The following is a 20,177-nucleotide window of genomic DNA, read 5'->3' as shown; positions in this document are numbered from 1 at the left end:
AAAATCATCTGTCAACAAAACAATCTGAAAAAAAAGAGACCATTATTTGGTCTCTTCTTCAGTCTTATTTGAACTGTCAGTAGTATCGGCAGTCTTTTCAGTATCTTTTTTGTCGTCCTCAGATTTTTTTTCATCTGCTTGGCCGTCCATATTATATGCAGCTCTGACCTCTGACATAATTTCGTTCATTTTTTCTGGATTCTCAGATAAGAAGGTCTTAGCGTTCTCACGACCTTGACCAATACGTTCATCCTTATATGAGTACCATGAACCAGCCTTATTGATAATATCTTTTTCAACAGCCATATCGACAAGTTCTCCTGTCTTAGAAATACCATGACCATACATAATATCAACAATTGCCACTTTAAATGGTGGAGCAACTTTGTTCTTTACAACTTTAATCTTTGTCTTGTTACCAATAACATCGCTACCGTCTTTGATTTGTTCTGAACGACGGATTTCAAGTCTTACAGTTGCATAGAACTTAAGCGCACGACCACCAGGTGTCGTTTCAGGATTACCAAACATGATACCAACTTTTTCACGGATCTGATTAATAAACAAAGCAATAGTCTTTGTTTTATTAATTGAGCCAGAAAGTTTACGCAATGCTTGTGACATTAAACGAGCTTGCAAACCAACGTGGGAATCACCCATGTCACCCTCAATTTCAGCTCTTGGAACCAACGCAGCAACTGAATCGACAACAACAATGTCGACAGCACCACTTGAAACTAAGGCATCAGCAATCTCAAGTCCTTGTTCACCTGTATCTGGTTGTGAAAGAAGTAAATCATCGATATTTACTCCCAGTGCAGTTGCATAGGCAGGATCCATAGCATTTTCAGCATCAATATAAGCTGCAGTACCACCTTGCTTTTGAACTTCAGCAACAGCGTGCAATGCAACTGTTGTTTTACCAGAACTTTCTGGTCCATAGATTTCAACGATTCTTCCTCGTGGAAATCCACCAACACCCAATGCATTATCCAAGGCTAGTGAGCCAGTTGAAACGGTGGAAATTTGTGTATTTACATCGTCTCCCATACGCATAATTGCGCCTTTACCAAAATCTTTTTCAATCTTCTTTAGGGCAACATCCAATGCTTTTTGACGTTCATCTTTTGCCAAATTGTCTTCCTCCTAATGCTTTCATCATTCTAAATAGTATTAGTAAATCATCAAAAAAGCAAGAAAAAAGCAAACGTTTGTTCGCTTTTTTTCTATGCAATCTTGCTAACGAGTACAAAGGCAGAAATAACGGCTTTTTCGCGAACCGCATTTCGACTTCCTTCAAAATGGAACTCTTTAACTTGAACAACATTTTCAGATTTTGTATATACACCAATAAATACTGTTCCTACAGGACTTCCTTCAAGTGGATCAGGTCCGGCTACACCTGTGATACCAACTCCGATATCCTTGCCCAAAATAACAGCTGTCGATTCAGCCATTTGTTGAGCTACGGGTGCACTTACAACAGTATGAATATTAATAACCTTTGAAGGAATGCTAAGCATTTTCTCCTTCATCGCGTCAGAATAGGTAATATAGCCACCTTCAAATGTATCAGATGCATGAGGAACGTCGGCAATTGTTGCCTGAAAAAGACCAGCGGTAACTGACTCTGCCGCAGTAATTGTCTTTTTATCAGCTAACAATTTTTCAACTGTCTCCGCAGGAATATTTTTGTATTCCTCAGGAATTCCATTTTCAAAATCAGCTGCTTCAATGTTTTCGCGAAAGTTCTCAAAAATTTCTTTATCCATTGTTCTCACTTCTAAATTACGTTTTATTTTTTAAATATGTCTCTGCTTTGAATAAAATAATCTGCACCAGAATACAAAGTAAAGAATAAGCAAATATATAGGAAAATCTCTCCAATTGGGAAATTGATTGCTGAGAAGAAGATATTGTGTAGTAATAAGAAAATAATAGCAATCATTTGAGTCGTTGTTTTAATCTTACCAGGCATTTGAGCTTGCATAACTTTTCCGCCATCTTCTTGGATCAACATTCTCAATCCTGTAACTGCTAACTCACGACAAACAATAATTGCGATTACCCAAGCTGGTGCCATTTTTAAACCAACAAGAAAAACAAATGCTGTCATTGTCAACATTTTGTCAGCCAGTGGATCGGCAAACTTACCAAAGTTTGTCACAATTTTATTTTTTCTAGCAATCTTTCCATCTGCTAAATCTGTCAAAGATGCGATTATGAATACAAATGCAGCTACAACATGGTTTACAGGAATCAGATCGTCAAGGACATAAATGTCGCCCCAACTAGTCCAGCTGAATGCTAAGACAATAATAAAAACAGGTATCAAGATGATTCTAAACATTGTTAACTTATTTGGTAAGTTCCACTCCATTGTTAGTTCCCTCCGTATTGAAAAAAGTCTGTAAATCCCGTTGCACAAAGAAATGGTGCCGACCTTAATTTATGAAGTGGACACCATTTGCTTTAAAAATATTATTCCACGTTGAATGTTAGGGTTCTTACAATCGAAGAATTACTTGCAGTTGAGCCTAAATCAACGGTCTTACCGGCAACTTCAACCTTAGTATTATTTATATTACCGGTATGTACAGCAAACGTCTTAGTAGTTGCTGGGACATTTGTTGATTTCTTGTCGCCAGCGCTAATAGCTTGTTGCCAAACAGTATCACTTGAACCTTCTGAGAATTGAATCCAAGCTTGTCCACTCGTAGCTGAAACTGTTACATCGAAATCTTTATCAGCTGGTAAGTTTTTAACTGTATATGTTCCTTTTGTATCTGTTTCTTTGACACTAATTTCAGTACTCTTTTTAGCAGCTTTCTTCTTTGTAGTAGACTTACTGCTATTTGAAGATGACTTTTTAGTTGAAGTTTGAGCACTATTGTCCTTAGGAATCGTAACTTCAGAAGAACTTTGACTTCTGTGAATCATACCGAAGATAATTACTCCGATAATCACAATTACTACAACACCAACTATGATTTGTGGAACGTAGTTACGCAAATTTGAAAAGAATGAATTTGAATTCTCTGAGATTGATCTCTTCTTAGTTGTTTCTTCTGTTTGAACTGTTTCATGAGGTTGAGAATCTGGAATCTCCGCTTTGTACTCATCTAACAATTCATCACTTGAAAGCCCTACAGCTTCACAATATTGTTTAATAAATGCACGGACATAAAAATCACCGGGGAGGTGATCAAATTGACCCTCTTCAATGGCAATTAAATATCTCTTTTGAATCTTTGTGACTTGTTGTAAGTCATCAATTGTATAACCCTTTTTAATACGGGCATTCCTTAACTTTTGGCCAATTTCGTCCATTTCATACCACCATTAACTAATTTTTATAAGTATAACATATCATAAGTAACACCGGCGACATTACAATAACCATCCACCTGCAAAATAAATCGTTTGACCGGTTAAATAATTTGACTTTATTTGTACTAAATAAGCAACCAAGTCTGCTATCTCATCTGAGTTAGCAAGACGGTTGGCAGGGATTTCCTCACGAACAGCTTCTAGGTCTTCACTTGAAAACTCATTGTTCATTTTTGTATCGACAGCTCCAGGAGCAACGACATTTACCGAGATTCCTAATGAAGCAACCTCCTTGGCATATGCATCCGCAAATGAGGTCATCGCACCTTTAACAGTGCTGTAGACAACTTCCATCGCCGAGCCAATTTTCCCATATATTGAGCCAATAAACACAATTCGACCATGATGCTTAGTTGCCAGTTTATCCTGCAACTCTTTAAGTATCAAAATAGGTTGTTTAATATGAATATTCCATAATGAATCAATCTCTTGTTCATCAATGTCAACCAAGAGTTTGTAGTATGTATTCCCTTGAGCAAAAATTATTGCATCCAGTCCAAATATTTGTGAAGTCAACTTAGAAACATCATCAGACTCCATATCGTATTGAACAGGAATAAAATCTTGCTTCGGATATTCATTTCTCAGTTCATCATACAACTTTCCAATACGACTACGATTCTTATTATAATGCAGATAAAGTGACCAACCCTTTGATGCTAAATTTTTAGCTGTGCTGGCTCCAATATCTCCGGAACTTCCCATTATCAATGCATACATATTATTTTCCATCTGCAATCAAATTATAGTAAGTAAAATTATTTTCATCAAAAATAACTTTCGAGGCTGCAAGTACTTCATCCAAAGTAATTGAATTTAGCAATTGAACTAGTTGTAAATAGTCAACATCATAAAATTGCAATTCGGCAATCTGATTGGCGATTGCATCAGGTGAATTTTGAGCAAATAAATATGCTCCAATTGCATCTCGTCTAATACGTTCAAATTTTTCATTAGTAAGAATTTCTTTTAAATCATTGTTAATAAAATAATTACGTAAATATTTTTGAAATTCTTCTGGATAATTTGTCGTACCACTAATAATGATAAAGCAATAGGCATTTTCTGCAACAACATTATATGAAAAACTGTCATCAATTAAATTTTTGTTAGTCATTGTTTGATAATTATCTGAAGATTCACCAATTAATGTTTCCATGATCATATTTAAAATATATTGATATTTAACCAAGTCATAACCTGTTAATTTGGTATCAATTCTAATACCAAATGCAGAACGGCTTTGACTTATTTTCATTGACTCTTGACCACCAGGACCAATTTTTTCAGGCTGATTGTCACTGATCTCGGTGTTAACTTGATTGTCATCGAAAGGAACTTGTTCAGCAATATCCATTACTTTATTAAAATCAACATCCCCAACAATAACTAAATCCATGTTGCTAGGACGATAACTCTTCTGATAAGTTGCCAACAAATTATTCTTATTGATCTCTTGCAACGACTCAGAAGATCCAGCAATGTCAGACGCAATCGGATCATTGGGATACAATTGCCCCAAGATTCTTTGTTCGAGAACCCATTCCGGCATATCTAAATACATTTGAATTTCTTGATTAATAATTCCACGTTCAGAAGCAACATTTTGCTCTGTAAAAAATGGATGCTCTACTAAATCTAGCAGAACTTTTAGATTATCGTAGGGATTCTCCAATGTTTGGAACAAGTAGGCAGTCTTGGTATAGCTCGTATAGGCATTCGAATTGGCACCATACTGAGCAAATTTTTCGGAAACATCGTAACCAGGCTTCGCAAATAACTTGTGCTCAATAAAGTGAGCAATTCCAGCAGGCAAATATTTGCCATGGCCAAGATTTGTATCAACTGATCCGAAGTTAGCCATAGCTACACTATAAGTTTGTTTATAACCAGGTAGTGGAACTGCAGTTACTTTGAAACCATTTGGAAGTGTCTTAATAAACTGTTGTAGTTTTTCTGCCATACTATTCTCCCATCAATTTGTATTGAGCAATTAAATGCATATTATTTGCCACTGAAATAATATGTTTTCGATCGATTCTTGCTAGCTCTTGCTTATATTCTTCGTCACCCATCATTGCTTTAGGATAAACACATTCCCAAATACTACGCATAATGTAATGTTGAATACTATCTGAACTAATTTCTCTGCGCGTGAATAAAACTTTTTTTGCATGCTCAACTTGTTCATCAGTAAACTTACCATCTTTGATAAATTTAAGTTGATCATCAATTAAACTAATGGCTTTGTCCATAGCATCGCCGTCGAGACCAGCTGTAACTATCATTAGATGATTATTGGGCTGGTAAGTACTGGAAACTGAATAAGCCAGACTGTTTTTCTCACGAACTTGTTGGAAAAGTTGTGATTGATCATCCCCACCAAAAATCAAGTTCATCGCTTGAGGTGCCAAATGACTATATCCTTTTTCTAATTTTTCAGAAACATACGCCATTGCTAATCTACTTTGATTAACCTTTTTTGAATCTGACCTATTAGCTGGATTTTTAACTAAATCATCAAAGTTTTCAAATTCAATTTTTAAATCATTACGTTCTTGGACAAGCAGACGCTTATTAAATTCTTTTTTCATTAATTCTGAAAAACTCTTAGGGTCAACATTTCCAACCACATTAATCAAGACAAAATCATTTTTGATAACGTCCTGATAGTAATTTAATAACTCTGCATTCGTTAAATCTTGTAATTGATTTGCATCACCAAAAATCGGAACTTGCTTGTTTGGATATGCGTGATGAATCAATTTGGCTAATTCAAGAGCACTTACTAAATCTTGATTATCAACGATGGCATCCAAGTTTGAAAGCATGTTTCGCTTTTCAACGTCAAATGCGATTTGATCGAATTCATGGTCATTTTTCAAATTAGGATGAAAAATCACTTCACCTAACAAATCTAAATTATTTTCAACTTGCTTTGTATCACCAATCAAAAAGCTTGGATCAGCAAACTCAATACTAAATCCCATATCGTTAAAATTGAGTAATGGTCTAGTATAGGCACTTATTTCTGATCCGTATAATTCCATTTCACGGTCATTAATTGCTTTGAAACTAGGATATTTTTCAGTCGAATTACTCAAAACATTTGCCAATAAACGTCGTTTAGTGGATTCATCCTTATTGATGGGACGTAAAAAATCTATTTGAATTTTAATTGTACGAAATTGGTTAAGTTGTTTGACATTTAAGACGACATTCTTTGCTAAAACTTCTCTCAATTTTTCACCTATTTTTTCCGAATTGTCTCCAGTTGTTCAGGAGTTAGTAGAACTTTTCTCGGTTTACTACCTTCTGGAGGACCTACAATACCTTTTTCTTCCATCTGGTCGACAATTCTTGCAGCTCTATTATAACCAATTGAAAATCTTCTTTGTAGCATCGATACACTGGCTGACTGTTGGTTGACAATTAAATCAACTGCATCATCCCAATATTCATCGTTAGGCTTTTCTTCATCACCTGATCCACCGTCTTCAGAAACATCTGTCGGAATCATGTCTTCGTTGTATTCAGCCTGTTGTTGAGAACTGACATACTTAACGACATTTTCCACTTCTTCCTCTGAAATGTAAGCACCTTGAAGACGTACAGGTTTGCTCTTACCAATTGGTTGGAATAGCATATCACCACGTCCAAGTAACTTTTCGGCTCCAACGGAATCTAAAATAGTACGCGAATCGACACCACTGGAAACAGCAAAAGCAATTCTTGATGGAATATTAGCTTTAATCAAACCAGTAATAACATCAACAGATGGACGTTGTGTTGCGATAATAATATGCAATCCCGCGGCACGTGCCATCTGAGCTAAACGAACAATAGCAGCTTCAACTTCATGTCCTGCAACCATCATCAAGTCAGAAAGCTCATCGACAATAACCACAATAAATGGCAGACGTTCCATCTTTTTGTCATCTGGAGCTGTTTTGTTGTATTCATCGACTTCATCGTTATACTCACCAATATTACGGTGATTAGTTTCCGCAAAAAGTTTATATCTTCTTTCCATCTCAGTAACAGCTTTTTGCAATGCACCAGCTGCCCTTCTTGCATCAGTGACAACAGGAATAAGCAAGTGGGGAATACCATTATAGACATTCAACTCAACCATCTTAGGGTCAATCAAAATTAGCTTAACTTCATTTGGCTTAGCTTTCATTAAAATACCCGTAATAATCGTGTTAATGGCAACAGATTTACCACTACCTGTTGAACCAGCAATTAGTAAATGGGGCATCTTGGTAATGTCAGCTTCAATAATATTTCCAGAAACTTCTTTTCCAAGTGGAACAACTAGCGGACTAGTTTTATCTTTTTGATTTTCAGTAATTTCTCTAAATGAAACTGAAGAAATAGTTTGATTGGGAACTTCAATACCAACGAATGATTTACCAGGAATTGGAGCCTCAATACGGATATCCTTAGCAGCTAAGGCCAAGGCTAAATCGTCAGCCAAGTTAACGATTTTGCTAACTTTGACACCAATAGCAGGTTGAACTTCGTATTTGGTAATAGTTGGTCCAAGACTAGCTTTCTTAACATCAACATCAACACCGAAACTCTTGAATGTCCGTTTAAGCTTGTCCTTGTTGTCATCAATCAAACGAACTTCACCACTTTGATCAACATGAGGAATTTGTTTCAATAAATCAGTTGAGGGCAATTTGTAGTCGTCATCTGAAACATTGTTGTGTTCTGTAGCTGAACGTGGCGTTGGCAAATCCTTATCCGTTGACCCATCAATTCCATATGGTTTTGAAACAATCTTACCTTTTGGTTCTGATGGTTTTTCTGGTGCTTGTGTTGGCGCTGGATTACTTGGCATATCAATATGGAAGCCTGTATCCTCGTCCCGTGGGATCGGATCATAATCAGGCTCAGCAGTCTTACTTTTCTTCTTTTTAGCAAAACTATTAACGTCTTGATACTTGTCATCTTCACGTTCAACAGTTTTTTCAGGTTCTGCAGCTTTTTTTGCTTTTACAGTTTCTTTATTATCAACATAATTGTCATATTTTCCTGAAAAGGCATCTTTGATACTAACCAAGCCATTGCGACAGTGTTTCATCGTTTCCTTAGTAACATTTGAAACTTGTTTCATAGTTACATTGAACAACATCAAAATTCCGACAACCACGAGTAAGGCGGCAATTAAAACCGTTCCTAAATTTGAGAAAAGTGGCATAAAGATGCTGTACAAATAAGATCCAATCATTCCACCACCAACTGAATGAGCAACCGAATTACTCGACATATCAGCGGTTAACGTATTCCAAGTTATCAAATTGTAATTGTGATACAAGGATAATTTTGTGAACATTAATTTATGCAACATAACTAACGCGCCCATGTATGTGAAAACAAACCCAAAATTTCGTTTCGGATTCATCTTTGGAAGCTTACCAGTAGCAATTAAAAATGCACCAGCGAAAATGCTGACGAGCAGCATGAATAAATAACTGTCACCAACAAAAATTCGATAAATATTATCGTAAAATTTTCCAACAATACCCAACTGAAATAAACCTAGCACTGAGAAAATAATCAATGCTAGACCTATTACAGATTTAATTAATCTAATATTATCAACGTTATTTTTTTTTGTATTTTTTCTGGGACTCTTTCTAGGCGTCCTTGCGGACTTTCTTCTAGCCATAAATACCTCACACTAAACATTTCACCTTAAAAAATTATACAGTTTCTTGGTACAAAAAAAGCGCATTTCTGCGTTTTTTTAATCTTTCTTATTTTTCTTTTCTTGCAAGTCTTTAACGTGTTGATTTGGTTCCAAACTATCTGCTGCAGAAAAGTCCAAAGATACTCCATGATTCAATGTAATTGCAGTAACTTGATACGTAATAGTCTCAATATACTCAATTGCTTCACGCGAGATTTGTTGAACTTCTTTGCTAGTTAAATCTTCACGGTGACCGTGGAAATCCATAAGTTGAACAATTTGTGTGATCATTCCTGAAATCTTGAATGGTGAGTTTCCAGGATGGATATCAAAAGGCACGACAACTTGATAAATTCTTCCGTCAGTTTCTTCGACTTTTTTACCGTCTTCGTCATGAAGTTCAGGATGCTCCAAAGCAATTTGAATCTCTGATTTAACTTCTTCGTCAGGATCGGCAATGTCGTAATGATATTGTTGAACTGAAATTGGTCCTTTATTTGTTTTCATAATTTTTCCTTAGTCTAATTTATCGTGTACATAGTGATGTGTTAGTTCTAATCCGGCAAAGTTTTGTTGACGAACTGCTTCATAAATTACCAAAGCAGCTGTGTTAGCAAGGTTTAGCGCACGAATATTATCACTCATAGGAATTCTAAGACATTTCTCAGGATTCTCACGCATGAATTTTTCAGGCAAACCAGTAGTCTCTTTTCCAAATAAGAAGTAGTGATCCTTGGATGTATCTGAAAAGTCTTGGTCACTATAAACCTTGTCGGAGAATTTAGTAATCAAATATAAATATTGGTCATCTGGAATACTGTTCAAAAAGTCATCCAAATCATCATGATAAGTAATATCGACTTTATCCCAGTAATCCAACCCTGCTCTTTTCATATGAGCATCGTCGGTACTAAAACCTAATGGTCTAATCAAATGTAACTTGGTATTTGTACCAGCACAAGTTCTAGCGATATTACCTGTATTAGCAGGCATTAATGGTTCAAACAACGCAATGTGATTTGTCATAAATTTCTCCTTTGATAATAAAAAAACGCATCCCCTCGGTGACTACCACAGCAAGGGCGTGCGTTATGAACTCATCTATTTACATGCTTTTATCAAAATCGCTTCTGATAAAAACACGTAATGAAAAAGTCTAAAAGTATTATAAACTATGAATTACGCCCGTTCAATAGAAAAATGAATTATTTGTGATTTTTGTCGGAATCTTTTTCAACGTTTGTTACTGGTTCTGGTGTCGGAACAGCATTTGTTGCCTCATCCGTCTCCAAATCATCATCCGAATACCAATTTGAATTTCGCTTAAACCATCTGAAAATACGCGTACAAATAATTTTCAAAATAGCAAAAATTGGAATTCCGGCAATCATACCAATTAGCCCGTACATTCCCGCTGAAACTAACAAGACCAGAATTGTTGTTACAGGGTGCATTTGCATCTTGTTACCAACAATAATTGGTGAGATTACACGTGTCTCAATCGTCTGTTCAACTAAGAAGACGATGATAACTTTCAACACCATCGATGGAGCGATAAAAAATGCAATAACTAATGATGGTAATAACGCTAACGTTGATCCAACATATGGGATTAAGTTTAGGATACCAGCAACAATACCAAGAACCAAAGCATAACGCTGTCCGATAATTAGATATCCAACAAAGAACATAACTGCAACCCAAAATGCTACAGTCAATTGTCCTGTGATGTACGAACTCAATGATTGACTGATTTCTGAAAGCATGTCGCCAGTTGATTTCTTAATTCTATTCGGAACAAATTTAACAATTGATTCTTTAAACTTCTTATCATCTTTCAACATAAAGAACAGAATAAAGGGCGCTGTAAGCAGGATCATAACAACATTAGTCACAATTCCAACAGCTGAACCAATATTGTTGAAAGTTTGTGGAACGATTTGATCCAATGATTTTTCGAGATTTTTACTGATGCTGTCATCTGCAGACATCAATCTATCTCTGAAAACGTGCATCTTGGGGTCTGAGAACAAGTTTTGAATTGCCTTATTCAACGAGTCCCAATAACTAGGCCAATTTTTAATTAGTGAGGTAATCTGACTTTGCACCAAAGGAATTAATGACATAATTCCCCAGACTAATAATGCCGCAATGATTATGAAAACGACTGTTATGGATAAAATTCGATTTACATGAAATTTTCTTTCCAAAACATTAATCAGTGGATTAATTAAATAATATAAAATAAGAGCCAGAATTACTGGTGGCATCGTGATACCTAATATTTGTCCGACTGGTTGAAAAACAAAACTGATTTTTGAAAACAAGAAAATAATCAAAAATACTATCAAGATGTTGAACAAAAGAATGCTTGCTTGGCTATTCAAAAACCAACGGTAAAACCAACTTTTTTCTTTTCTTGATTCTTTCATTTGAGACTCCCATATAATTATTTTGCATTTACCATTATACTGTATACTATACACGTTTGGAGGTAATTTGATGTTAGAAAATGTTCTACTAAGTGGCTACACTAGAAAAACCGGAAAAGGTATTTACAAATCACAGTTAGACACCGAAACTGGTGAATTAACTGAACCTGAAGTTTACATTGAATCAAACGGTCCAACTTATATTGATGTTACCAATGATTTGAAATTGGTTGCAATCAAGAAAACTGCAGGCGGTGGTGGTATTGCGCTCTATGATATTAGCGGTGATCAACCCAAATTTTTAGATGAAGATGTTTCTGAAACAAATTCTCCATCGTTTGTAAAAATTGACCAAAGTAGAAATTTAGTTTTCAGTGCATATTTTCATTTAAGCAAAGTAACTATTCATCAAATTACTGATGACAATAAACTTGAGTTACTTTCAACAATTAATTTTGAAGGTACTGGTCCTCGAGCTGAGCAAGATCAATCTAAGCCACACTACAGTGTGGTTACGCCCGATGGAAAGTTAATTATTTGTGACTATGGTACTGATAGGATTTCGATTTATGACATTGACGATCCAACTGACCCAAAGCTATTGAATAATTATATTGCTCCAGCTGGGTATGCACCTAGACATCTTGTCTTTCACCCTACTAAGCCATATATTTACGTCGCATGTGAACTCTCATCAAAAGTATTGGTACTTAAATATGATGCTGATGACACTCGTTTGACTTTGGTTGATGAAGCCACCGTCGCAAAAGATGAACAGAAGAACACTACTGCTGCTATTAGAATTACTAATGATGGCAAGTATTTATACGTCTCAACTCGTGGTGCTGATACAATTGCTGCCTTTGAGATAAATGAAACTGGTGACCGTTTGAAGACACTTGGTTCTGCGAAGACAAATGGTAATGGTCCACGTGACTTTGAATTAGATCCATCAGAGAAATTTGTCCTAGCAGCCAACCAAGATTCAGACAACCTAACTCTTTTCAAACGTAATCCCAACAAAGGACTTTTGTCAGTTGTTAAAGATAATATTGGAATTCCTGAGTGTGTATGTGTACACTTTATCTAGTTTCAGATTAATTTAGGAGAAAGAATATGTTCATTGAAATAATAAAAACTATTATTTTGGGAATCATTGAAGGTTTTACAGAATTCCTACCAATCAGTTCAACTGGACACTTGTATTTAGCTGATGAATTCGTAAAATTAAATGAATCTCAAGCATTTATCCACATGTTCATGGTGGTTATCCAATTTGGTGCCATTTTGGCAGTTATCTTGATTTATTTCCACAAATTAAATCCCTTTTCACCAAAGAAAAATAAAGTTGAAAAGAATAACACTTGGAAAATTTGGCTAAAAGTTTTAGTTGCCATCCTTCCCTCAGTTATTATTGGTTTGCCATTAAATGATTGGATGGATGCCCATCTAACAAGTTGGCAAGTTATCTCAGCAACCTTATTGATTTATGGTATTTTATTCATCGTTGTTGAAAATTACTTTAAAAACAAAACGCCACAATATACTGATTTAGATTCACTTTCATATAAGACTGCCCTAGGAATTGGTTTATTCCAAGTCCTATCACTAGTTCCTGGTACATCACGTTCAGGTGCTACTATCTTAGGTGGTATCTCAATTGGTACATCAAGATTCGTTGCCACTGAATTCTCATTCTTCTTGGCAATCCCAACAATGTTTGGTGCTAGTCTGTTGAAGATCGGTAAATATTTTGCAAAAGGTAACACCTTCACCGGCGATCAAACAATTATTCTACTTGTTGGTACATTCGTATCCTTCCTTGTTGCTTATGCATCAATCAAGTTCTTACTTAATTATATTAAGAAGAATGACTTCAAGGCATTTGGTTGGTATCGTATAATTTTAGCTATTATCGTTATTATTTACTTTGGTTTTATGAAACAAGCATAAAAGTAGGACGTCGATTGACGTCCTTTTTGTATGAATTTTTAGGAGGATGTACTTATGTATAAAGAAATTGCAGTCGAAAATTTTACTAATATTCCCCACGCTGTTCTTGCCGGTGCCAACAGAATCGAATTAAACGACAACTTGGCAGTCGGTGGAACAACTCCTAGTTTGGGAGTTCTTCAAGAAACTAGTAAATATCTCCAAGAAAAATCAATTCCCTTGGTCGAAATGATTCGTCCTCGTGGCGGCAATTTTGTCTATAACGATATTGAATTGAAAATGATGGAAACAGATATTTTTCAAGCTCAAAAATTAGGGATAGATGCTGTCGCATTTGGTGCACTAACAAGTGAGGGTGAACTTGATGAAGACGCCTTAGAAATGATGATTGGCGCTTCTGCAGGTATGCAGGTTGTCTTCCACATGGCTTTTGACGAAATTCGCGATGACGCCAAACAAGATTCCATCGATTGGTTGATTGATCATGATGTTGACCGAATCCTAACTCATGGTGGCAGTCTTGAAACTCCAATCGAACAAACTTTGCCTAACATCAAAAAATATTCTGACTATGCTAATGGAAAAATTCAAATTTTGCCCGGTGGCGGGATCTCATTTGAAAATGCCGACTCAATTGCCAAAGAACTTGGCGTGAATGCATTACATGGCACAAAATTAATCGATTTAGTATAAATTCTTTCAATAAAAATCACCCGGAAAATGACGTCTACCCAAAAAGTTAGAACTTTTATTTAGGCTACCTGAAGCTGCTCGAATTTGAGTGGTGAAAGGTAACCTAATTTTTTTTTATTTCTTCGGTATTTAACCCAGTCTTTTGTTGTAGCCATAAGTTCCTTACCTGTCTCGTAGCTGCTGGATGGGTCCATTCAGCCTTTATCTTATTAAAGATTGTCTCACAAGCCGCATTATCCAAACACGTTCTCCTGTGTGACATACTTTGTTTTATTTTCCCATTTTTCAATTGTTGTCGGTATTTACGATATTGTTATTGCCAGCCTTGATCTGAATGTAGCAGGATCCTACATCCTGTTTCTGGCAAGATTTTAACTAATCGCTTAAGTGGTGCCAATGAGAATTCAAGGTCAAGATGATAGCTGAGTTCAAATTTCAGGACACGTTTTGTAAATATATCTTTGATTACTTCTATATAAACCTTATCGCAGTTTTTAACTTTTAATTCTGTAACATCACAGGTCATCTTTTGGTAAGGACGATTAGAATTATTTCTTCTTCTAAGAATATATTTGGCTTTTTTACCAGTCGGACCTTTAGAAGAATCATACTTGCTGGTTCTCTTTGAGAACTTGGTACACTTGATATTATTTTCAAACATAAGCCGTTGAATTTTTTTATGATTTGGCACCTTGATTCCAAGTTTCTTACAGATACTTCGAACTTTAGGAGATACTCTCTCAACACCATAGTTACCATTATTCTTTTTGAATATATATTTAATAATACCAATTAATGCGTATTCATGATTAGTTGAATTAAGAGTCTTCTGCCAGTATTCAAAAATGGTTAATGCAATTGGCAACGCCTCAATCATATCGACTAACCGGTATTTCTTTTTGAGTTGGAGAATAATATGTGAGAGCTCTTTATTTGTGAGTTCTTCAATTTTTGAGTTTTTTTAGAACATCGATTTTTCTCCGCAATAATAAGTTCTCGTGTTCCATTTCTTTGATCCGAGCACTTTAAAAACATTTTAAACATCTGTGGTTTTTACTATATAAATAATGATTTATTATATCAAATCCATATGGATTTGATGCAACCTCTTTTGTACGATGTACATAGATACAAATACATTTTCAGAGAGGTTACCATGATCGTTTTAATATTACTGATAATTGCTTTATTAATAGCTTTAATTTCACTTTGGTTAAAAATTAGACATAACGACACTCAAAAATTAGTTAAGTATGCAACGGTATTAAGTATTATTCTCCTCCTAACATCTGGGACAATAATTATGTATGACGTTACAAACCCTGAAGCTATCACAAAAAGTGTATCGAAAGGAAAGCAACACAGACAAAAGAAACTTGGGTCTAATATCAGTGAAGAAAAAATAAGGAAAATCAACATTGCAATTGCGGAGTCTTTAGCAGATGATAAAAAACATTTAAGCAACGGAGATCCAAACATAGGATATAAATACTCTGATAAAATTCACTCGATTGAGTACTTGAGTAATAACAAAATAGAGATAAAAGTAAATAACGAATTTTTTGATAATAACGAAAACCAAAAAAAATCTACTATTGATTCAGCACAAAATTGTGCATATTCTGGAATAATGGATTCAAGGATGGTTTCTGGAAACGAACTTCGAAAAGGGTTATATGCTACGATAAAATATAAAAAAAATGTTGTAGGACATTCTAAAAAGTCTGATTTTAAGCATTATAAATGGATTGGAAATGTCAGTAAGGAATAAACCACCATCACTGGGTTCCAACACACAATTAATTTGTAAATCACCGTAATTTATCAAGATAGTCTGACGCTGAGGCTTGTCGAACCATTTGTTTACTCGTTGAGCTTTTTTTTAATATTAACCACGTCTAACACGATCTCAACATGAGTCGATTCTTGAGTGCATCTTCAAATCATAAATTTCACTGTTAATACGCCCAAAATTCAATTAAGGGTATGTATTACCCAAAAAATAAATAAACTTTATCAACTAGATAATACACAGAAATCAGAGGGAATCATGAATTTCTTTTCGAGATGGTCAATGATTCTCGTGGGCCATTTCAATACTTTTTTTTTATTGATTTATATCAGATTCAATGTAACACTCGACAAATTTCTGTGAGACAATTAGGAATACACAAATTTGAAAGGTGAGGTCCCATGTTCATAAACAACCTTACGAAACAAGATTGCGATGATATATTCAAATTAATAAGATCAAAAAAGATACTGTCTGGATTAACACATAGAATTCAGGTACTGCAGATCATCTGGTTTCTAGACCTAATGTTTGTAGCATACATTGATATACATAAAATTCTAAAGAATAATGAAAAGTGGGGACAATTTATACTACATGAAATACTCATCTCAGTTATGTTTACCTTTGGAATTTTCTTAATGTTATATTCTTTGCAAAAGAGATTTGTAAAACATCACTCAAATGGAATGAGTGTAATATTCATCGAAGAACCATCAATACTATTGGAACAAATTTTTTCAAAACCTAACTCAACTGATGAAAAGCTATCACAATTCATTTCTTCAATACAAGAACAAATAAAGAACAAATCAAAATACTATTGGTTAAAAAATCCCAAACAGCCAAAGTTCCGATTTATAATTGACTCAAGCAAATACTTTATTATAGTGGGACCATCATCTAATCAAGAACGTTTTTTTTATGAAAAATACCGCATATTAGTAGTTGAAAAAAACGAACATAACACCGGAATTGCCGCGACTGCAATGGAATTAAAGAAACTAATCGGACATGATACAATAATTATAAAAAATGGATAAACTTTCCCTACTGTATATAAATATTATAGATTTCATATATTTCCCGAAAACAATGTATTATTAAACAATCAAATATTAGTACTGAGTTCAGATGAATATTATGACCTAAACCGGCCCTGCGACAAATCGAATTGTAAAATATTTGGCTTCGTCTTTATGTCAATGCGTATTGATGAGACTAATTAGATCATTATCCACATCAGAAATGGTGTGGATTTTTTTCACATTAGTCTTATCCCCATGAAGAAATACTTTGGCCCCCTCTATCTTCTCTAAAGATATAAAACAAATAATAAAAACATATGGGATAATGGGGCCCACAACACTTTGCCAGTATAAATATGTACATGATACTTTTGGATCAGATGGATTAATTCACTTCATAACTTGAAGAGTATGTGTATGATCATAACAACTAATAAAAACAAAAATTGGTCGGAAAGACACCGGGAGAATACCGGAATCTTTTCGACCATCCAGTGCATAAAATTAGCTCCAGTAAGGATTGGTTTAATTTTGAAAACTTATCCCACAAACTTAAGAGTCGAATCACAATAGTGACAATACCTTCAGTCTGGGTTCTTATTAAAATTTACTACTTCTAAATCTTCGCTTTTTCAAGCAAACCCTAGTGTAGTGATTGCTGATGAAATAAAGGTAATCATTGCATCTGCAAATTCCAATACCATACCAGCAAGTCCAGCCAACTCAACTCCAGGAGCAGCTATGATTACTACAGCAACCACTACCAATCCCCCAGCTACTGGCGTCCCATATTTGCCTAAAAAGCTATCATTTAATTCTTGAACAACTTCTTCCAGTAATCCGGGAATTTCCTTGGGTTTAATCGTTGCTTGAAGTGTCAACGAAAATGCATCATCAATCGGCCCCTTCATTAATTCAAAAACAGTGAATGTTAATTCTACAGCATACTCAAAGTTCGATTTTAATGTTGACGAAATTTCAAGTGCCCCATTTTTAATTTTCGAAATAAACTTAACCTTATCAATCTGGTCAAAAACCAGTTTACCAAACGACTCGGATGTTCCGTAATGCCCTGAAAACCAACTACTTAGTGCCGATAATGAAATTTTCCCATTCTTTATAGATATTACACCGTGATTGCCACTGTTCAAATTGATCTGTTTAGTCGCCAAAAACTCCATTGAAAGCCAGCCGTAATCTGCAAGGTGTATTTTCTTTTCCCAACTAAACTTAATATCACCCAATAATTCTTTAACTGCATTGTTAGTTGGTATTGAAATATGTTGAAATTTCCTCACACCGTCATCCCTTCCTGACGATGCTACTTGGTCTATTGGCAAATCACCAATAGAGTATTCAATAAACTGATCAAACGACCACTTATCTGGCATTCTAAATCCAAGATTACCCGAGTATCCGGTGGACATATCAGAAACAAAACATGATTTTGCATATCCTGCCTTCAATACTTGACTGCACACATTTCTAGTCCCGTATATTCCAACCTTAAAATCATACAAATTATTACTAACTGATCTAATATATGGAATTACAGTCCCTTGAATATTTCCTCCTTCAACATCAACATCGACAGCAAAATAAATAGTAGAACCAGTTGGGAAGCCTAACTTTAATGCAGCACTTCTGGCTAGTCTAGCATCTTTAACTCCTTGTTTTGAAGTAAAGTAATCTTGATCCCAGCCACCATCTTGATAAATTGGAAAGATACTAAGTCCTGCCTTATTAATCAAGCTTATTTCTGAATTTGTTAAATGTTTATCTCTCCGTTGTGGTCCAACACCAACAGTTCCTGTCAAATATCTTCCGACAACGTAAAATCCATATTTCTTAAGAAGTTCAATTTGCCTTGAATTCAATTGTGTTGATGTATCGCATGCAATGGAATCTCTATTTGTATTACCGTTACTGGTCAACAACCCCTTTATTACTGTCAGGTCGGCAATATCATTATATGGTGGTAGTTTCATAAACTTACGGAAAGAAATAACTCCACTTGTTACAGAAGCAGAAAACACACCATCAAATGGACCACCGTACTCTTCATTTACTAATAAACCATATTGCAATATTCTAACCGCTGGGCCAGAATCACCACTACGCAAGGTTGGGGTTTTATTGATGGTCCCAGGACCGTAGAACCCATTCGCCGTTGAAGGATCCATTCCCTCAACCGCTTGAAGAGCATATATTAATGCTGTATTTGTATCTCTTTGATAAATACCATCACAAGGTAAAATACCAAAATACTGATTATATGATCCATTTAAATATTGTTGCATAGAACGGATTTTCGATGAACCTCCTGGAACGAGTACAAAAGCACTCATATCAAATAATGCCTTCATCAAATCACCAGTCATAACTCCATTACTAGTAACACCAGCATTCTTCTGCAGAGACTTAATCGCTCTGCATGTGTCTTCAGAAAATTGACCATCAAAGGCGTATGGATTAATACCCTTACACCAAAACGCACCTTGTATTAATTTCACAATATTATTATGATAACCAACTACTAAACTACTTAGGATGGTGGAAACAGCGGCTTCAGTTGTTTTCCCATACCCGGAAGATACTGGTGAGATTCCCAATTCATGTTGCAAACCCTCTCTCAGAGAATAAATGGTACTCCATCCTGTTTTGCCATTTTCAGGGCACTTAGTATACCCTGATACATTAGAATATTTACTATTGACCCATTTTTGAGTTTTAAGAACCCATTCATCCATGATAATGCCTCCGATGTATTTTCAATAAACATAGTCGTCCGAATCAAACAATTCCAGCAATATAACAAGTTATTTGATGATATTAAATATAAAATGATTATTAAACCGATATAGATAAAGTGTTTCAATTCCATTAGTAAAACATCATCCTGTTCAGGCAGATAAAAAAATATCAATTGCTAATTAGTTGAAAGAAAAAAATTACCGAGATATATTTACTTATACTCAACATCTCAGATTCTATGATCTGATTCAGACAATTGATTAGGTTTCATACCCTAGTTAATATATACAGGTTCAATTGAAGAACAGTTAATAATATTGCAACACAGAATTGATTAACTAAATAGTAAATCATTGACTTTGCAACGATTAGTTATTTCATATTAGAAATTGACTTTTATTGAAATGAAAAACCCCCTTGAATTTAATTTACAA

The 20,177-nt window shown here is 35.1% G+C and carries 18 protein-coding genes; 5 read left to right on the top strand and 13 right to left on the bottom strand.

The window, feature by feature from the left end; translation table 11 throughout:
* Positions 1 to 42: 42 nt before the first annotated feature.
* The 11 genes from recA to ABM34_RS12030 form a co-directional block, all read right to left on the bottom strand.
* The gene (recA, locus tag ABM34_RS12080) at positions 43 to 1,134 is read right to left on the bottom strand and encodes a recombinase RecA (RefSeq protein ID WP_048706065.1); all 1,092 of its coding nucleotides are present in this window, start codon (positions 1,132 to 1,134) and stop codon (positions 43 to 45) included.
* A gap of 92 nt (positions 1,135 to 1,226) precedes the next feature.
* Positions 1,227 to 1,772, bottom strand: coding sequence for a nicotinamide-nucleotide amidohydrolase family protein (locus tag ABM34_RS12075; RefSeq protein ID WP_053084475.1), 546 nt, complete (start codon positions 1,770 to 1,772; stop codon positions 1,227 to 1,229).
* A gap of 23 nt (positions 1,773 to 1,795) precedes the next feature.
* Positions 1,796 to 2,380 carry a CDP-diacylglycerol--glycerol-3-phosphate 3-phosphatidyltransferase gene (pgsA, locus tag ABM34_RS12070; RefSeq protein WP_048706063.1) on the bottom strand — a complete coding sequence of 195 codons (585 nt, stop codon included), beginning with the start codon at positions 2,378 to 2,380 and terminating at the stop codon, positions 1,796 to 1,798.
* Between the two features lie 101 nt (positions 2,381 to 2,481).
* The gene (locus ABM34_RS12065; protein WP_048706062.1) at positions 2,482 to 3,330 is read right to left on the bottom strand and encodes a helix-turn-helix domain-containing protein; all 849 of its coding nucleotides are present in this window, start codon (positions 3,328 to 3,330) and stop codon (positions 2,482 to 2,484) included.
* A 60-nt stretch (positions 3,331 to 3,390) separates the two neighbouring features.
* On the bottom strand, positions 3,391 to 4,110 hold the full coding sequence (gene ymfI, locus ABM34_RS12060) for an elongation factor P 5-aminopentanone reductase (protein ID WP_048706060.1): 720 nt from the start codon (positions 4,108 to 4,110) through the stop codon (positions 3,391 to 3,393).
* Position 4,111: 1 nt separating this feature from the next.
* Entirely contained in the window at positions 4,112 to 5,353 is a 1,242-nt protein-coding gene (yfmH, locus tag ABM34_RS12055; RefSeq protein ID WP_048706058.1) for an EF-P 5-aminopentanol modification-associated protein YfmH, read from the bottom strand.
* 1 nt (position 5,354) lies between these two features.
* On the bottom strand, positions 5,355 to 6,632 hold the full coding sequence (yfmF, locus tag ABM34_RS12050) for an EF-P 5-aminopentanol modification-associated protein YfmF (RefSeq protein WP_048706056.1): 1,278 nt from the start codon (positions 6,630 to 6,632) through the stop codon (positions 5,355 to 5,357).
* Positions 6,633 to 6,640: 8 nt separating this feature from the next.
* Positions 6,641 to 9,070, bottom strand: a complete 2,430-nt coding sequence (locus ABM34_RS12045) for a DNA translocase FtsK (RefSeq protein WP_053084474.1) — start codon at positions 9,068 to 9,070, stop codon at positions 6,641 to 6,643.
* Between the two features lie 78 nt (positions 9,071 to 9,148).
* Positions 9,149 to 9,598 (bottom strand): DUF1149 family protein, encoded by a 450-nt coding sequence (locus ABM34_RS12040; protein WP_048706054.1) that lies wholly within the window; start codon positions 9,596 to 9,598, stop codon positions 9,149 to 9,151.
* Positions 9,599 to 9,607: 9 nt separating this feature from the next.
* Positions 9,608 to 10,117, bottom strand: coding sequence for a tRNA (uridine(34)/cytosine(34)/5-carboxymethylaminomethyluridine(34)-2'-O)-methyltransferase TrmL (trmL, locus tag ABM34_RS12035; protein ID WP_048706052.1), 510 nt, complete (start codon positions 10,115 to 10,117; stop codon positions 9,608 to 9,610).
* A 179-nt stretch (positions 10,118 to 10,296) separates the two neighbouring features.
* Positions 10,297 to 11,523, bottom strand: a complete 1,227-nt coding sequence (locus ABM34_RS12030) for an AI-2E family transporter (RefSeq protein ID WP_048706050.1) — start codon at positions 11,521 to 11,523, stop codon at positions 10,297 to 10,299.
* 70 nt (positions 11,524 to 11,593) lie between these two features.
* Between ABM34_RS12030 and ABM34_RS12025 the strand changes: the two genes are divergently transcribed.
* Genes ABM34_RS12025 through ABM34_RS12015 form a run of 3 tightly spaced genes read left to right on the top strand, consistent with a single transcriptional unit; the run spans position 11,594 to position 14,169 of the window.
* Positions 11,594 to 12,613, top strand: coding sequence for a lactonase family protein (locus ABM34_RS12025; protein WP_048706049.1), 1,020 nt, complete (start codon positions 11,594 to 11,596; stop codon positions 12,611 to 12,613).
* 26 nt (positions 12,614 to 12,639) lie between these two features.
* A complete protein-coding gene (locus ABM34_RS12020) occupies positions 12,640 to 13,476 on the top strand; it encodes an undecaprenyl-diphosphate phosphatase (RefSeq protein ID WP_048706047.1) in 837 nt (278 codons plus the stop codon).
* A gap of 54 nt (positions 13,477 to 13,530) precedes the next feature.
* The gene (locus ABM34_RS12015) at positions 13,531 to 14,169 is read left to right on the top strand and encodes a copper homeostasis protein CutC (protein ID WP_048706046.1); all 639 of its coding nucleotides are present in this window, start codon (positions 13,531 to 13,533) and stop codon (positions 14,167 to 14,169) included.
* 313 nt (positions 14,170 to 14,482) lie between these two features.
* Here ABM34_RS12015 and ABM34_RS12010 read toward each other — a convergent pair whose 3' ends face one another.
* Positions 14,483 to 15,046 (bottom strand): IS3 family transposase, encoded by a 564-nt coding sequence (locus ABM34_RS12010; protein WP_048706045.1) that lies wholly within the window; start codon positions 15,044 to 15,046, stop codon positions 14,483 to 14,485.
* Between the two features lie 279 nt (positions 15,047 to 15,325).
* On the opposite strand from ABM34_RS12010, the gene ABM34_RS12005 reads away from it, so the two are divergent.
* Both ABM34_RS12005 and ABM34_RS12000 read left to right on the top strand, forming a co-directional pair.
* Entirely contained in the window at positions 15,326 to 15,940 is a 615-nt protein-coding gene (locus tag ABM34_RS12005) for a hypothetical protein (RefSeq protein ID WP_048706043.1), read from the top strand.
* Positions 15,941 to 16,362: 422 nt separating this feature from the next.
* Complete coding sequence (locus ABM34_RS12000; protein WP_048706041.1) at positions 16,363 to 17,004, top strand: hypothetical protein; 642 nt, start codon at positions 16,363 to 16,365, stop codon at positions 17,002 to 17,004.
* 617 nt (positions 17,005 to 17,621) lie between these two features.
* Here the strand turns inward: ABM34_RS12000 and ABM34_RS11995 are convergent.
* The gene (locus ABM34_RS11995) at positions 17,622 to 19,739 is read right to left on the bottom strand and encodes a glycoside hydrolase domain-containing protein (RefSeq protein ID WP_064505421.1); all 2,118 of its coding nucleotides are present in this window, start codon (positions 19,737 to 19,739) and stop codon (positions 17,622 to 17,624) included.
* Positions 19,740 to 20,177: the final 438 nt, after the last annotated feature.

It is taken from the genome of Companilactobacillus ginsenosidimutans (assembly GCF_001050475.1).
GTDB lineage: Bacteria > Bacillota > Bacilli > Lactobacillales > Lactobacillaceae > Companilactobacillus > Companilactobacillus ginsenosidimutans.
This window is presented reverse-complemented; position numbering and strand designations above follow the sequence as displayed.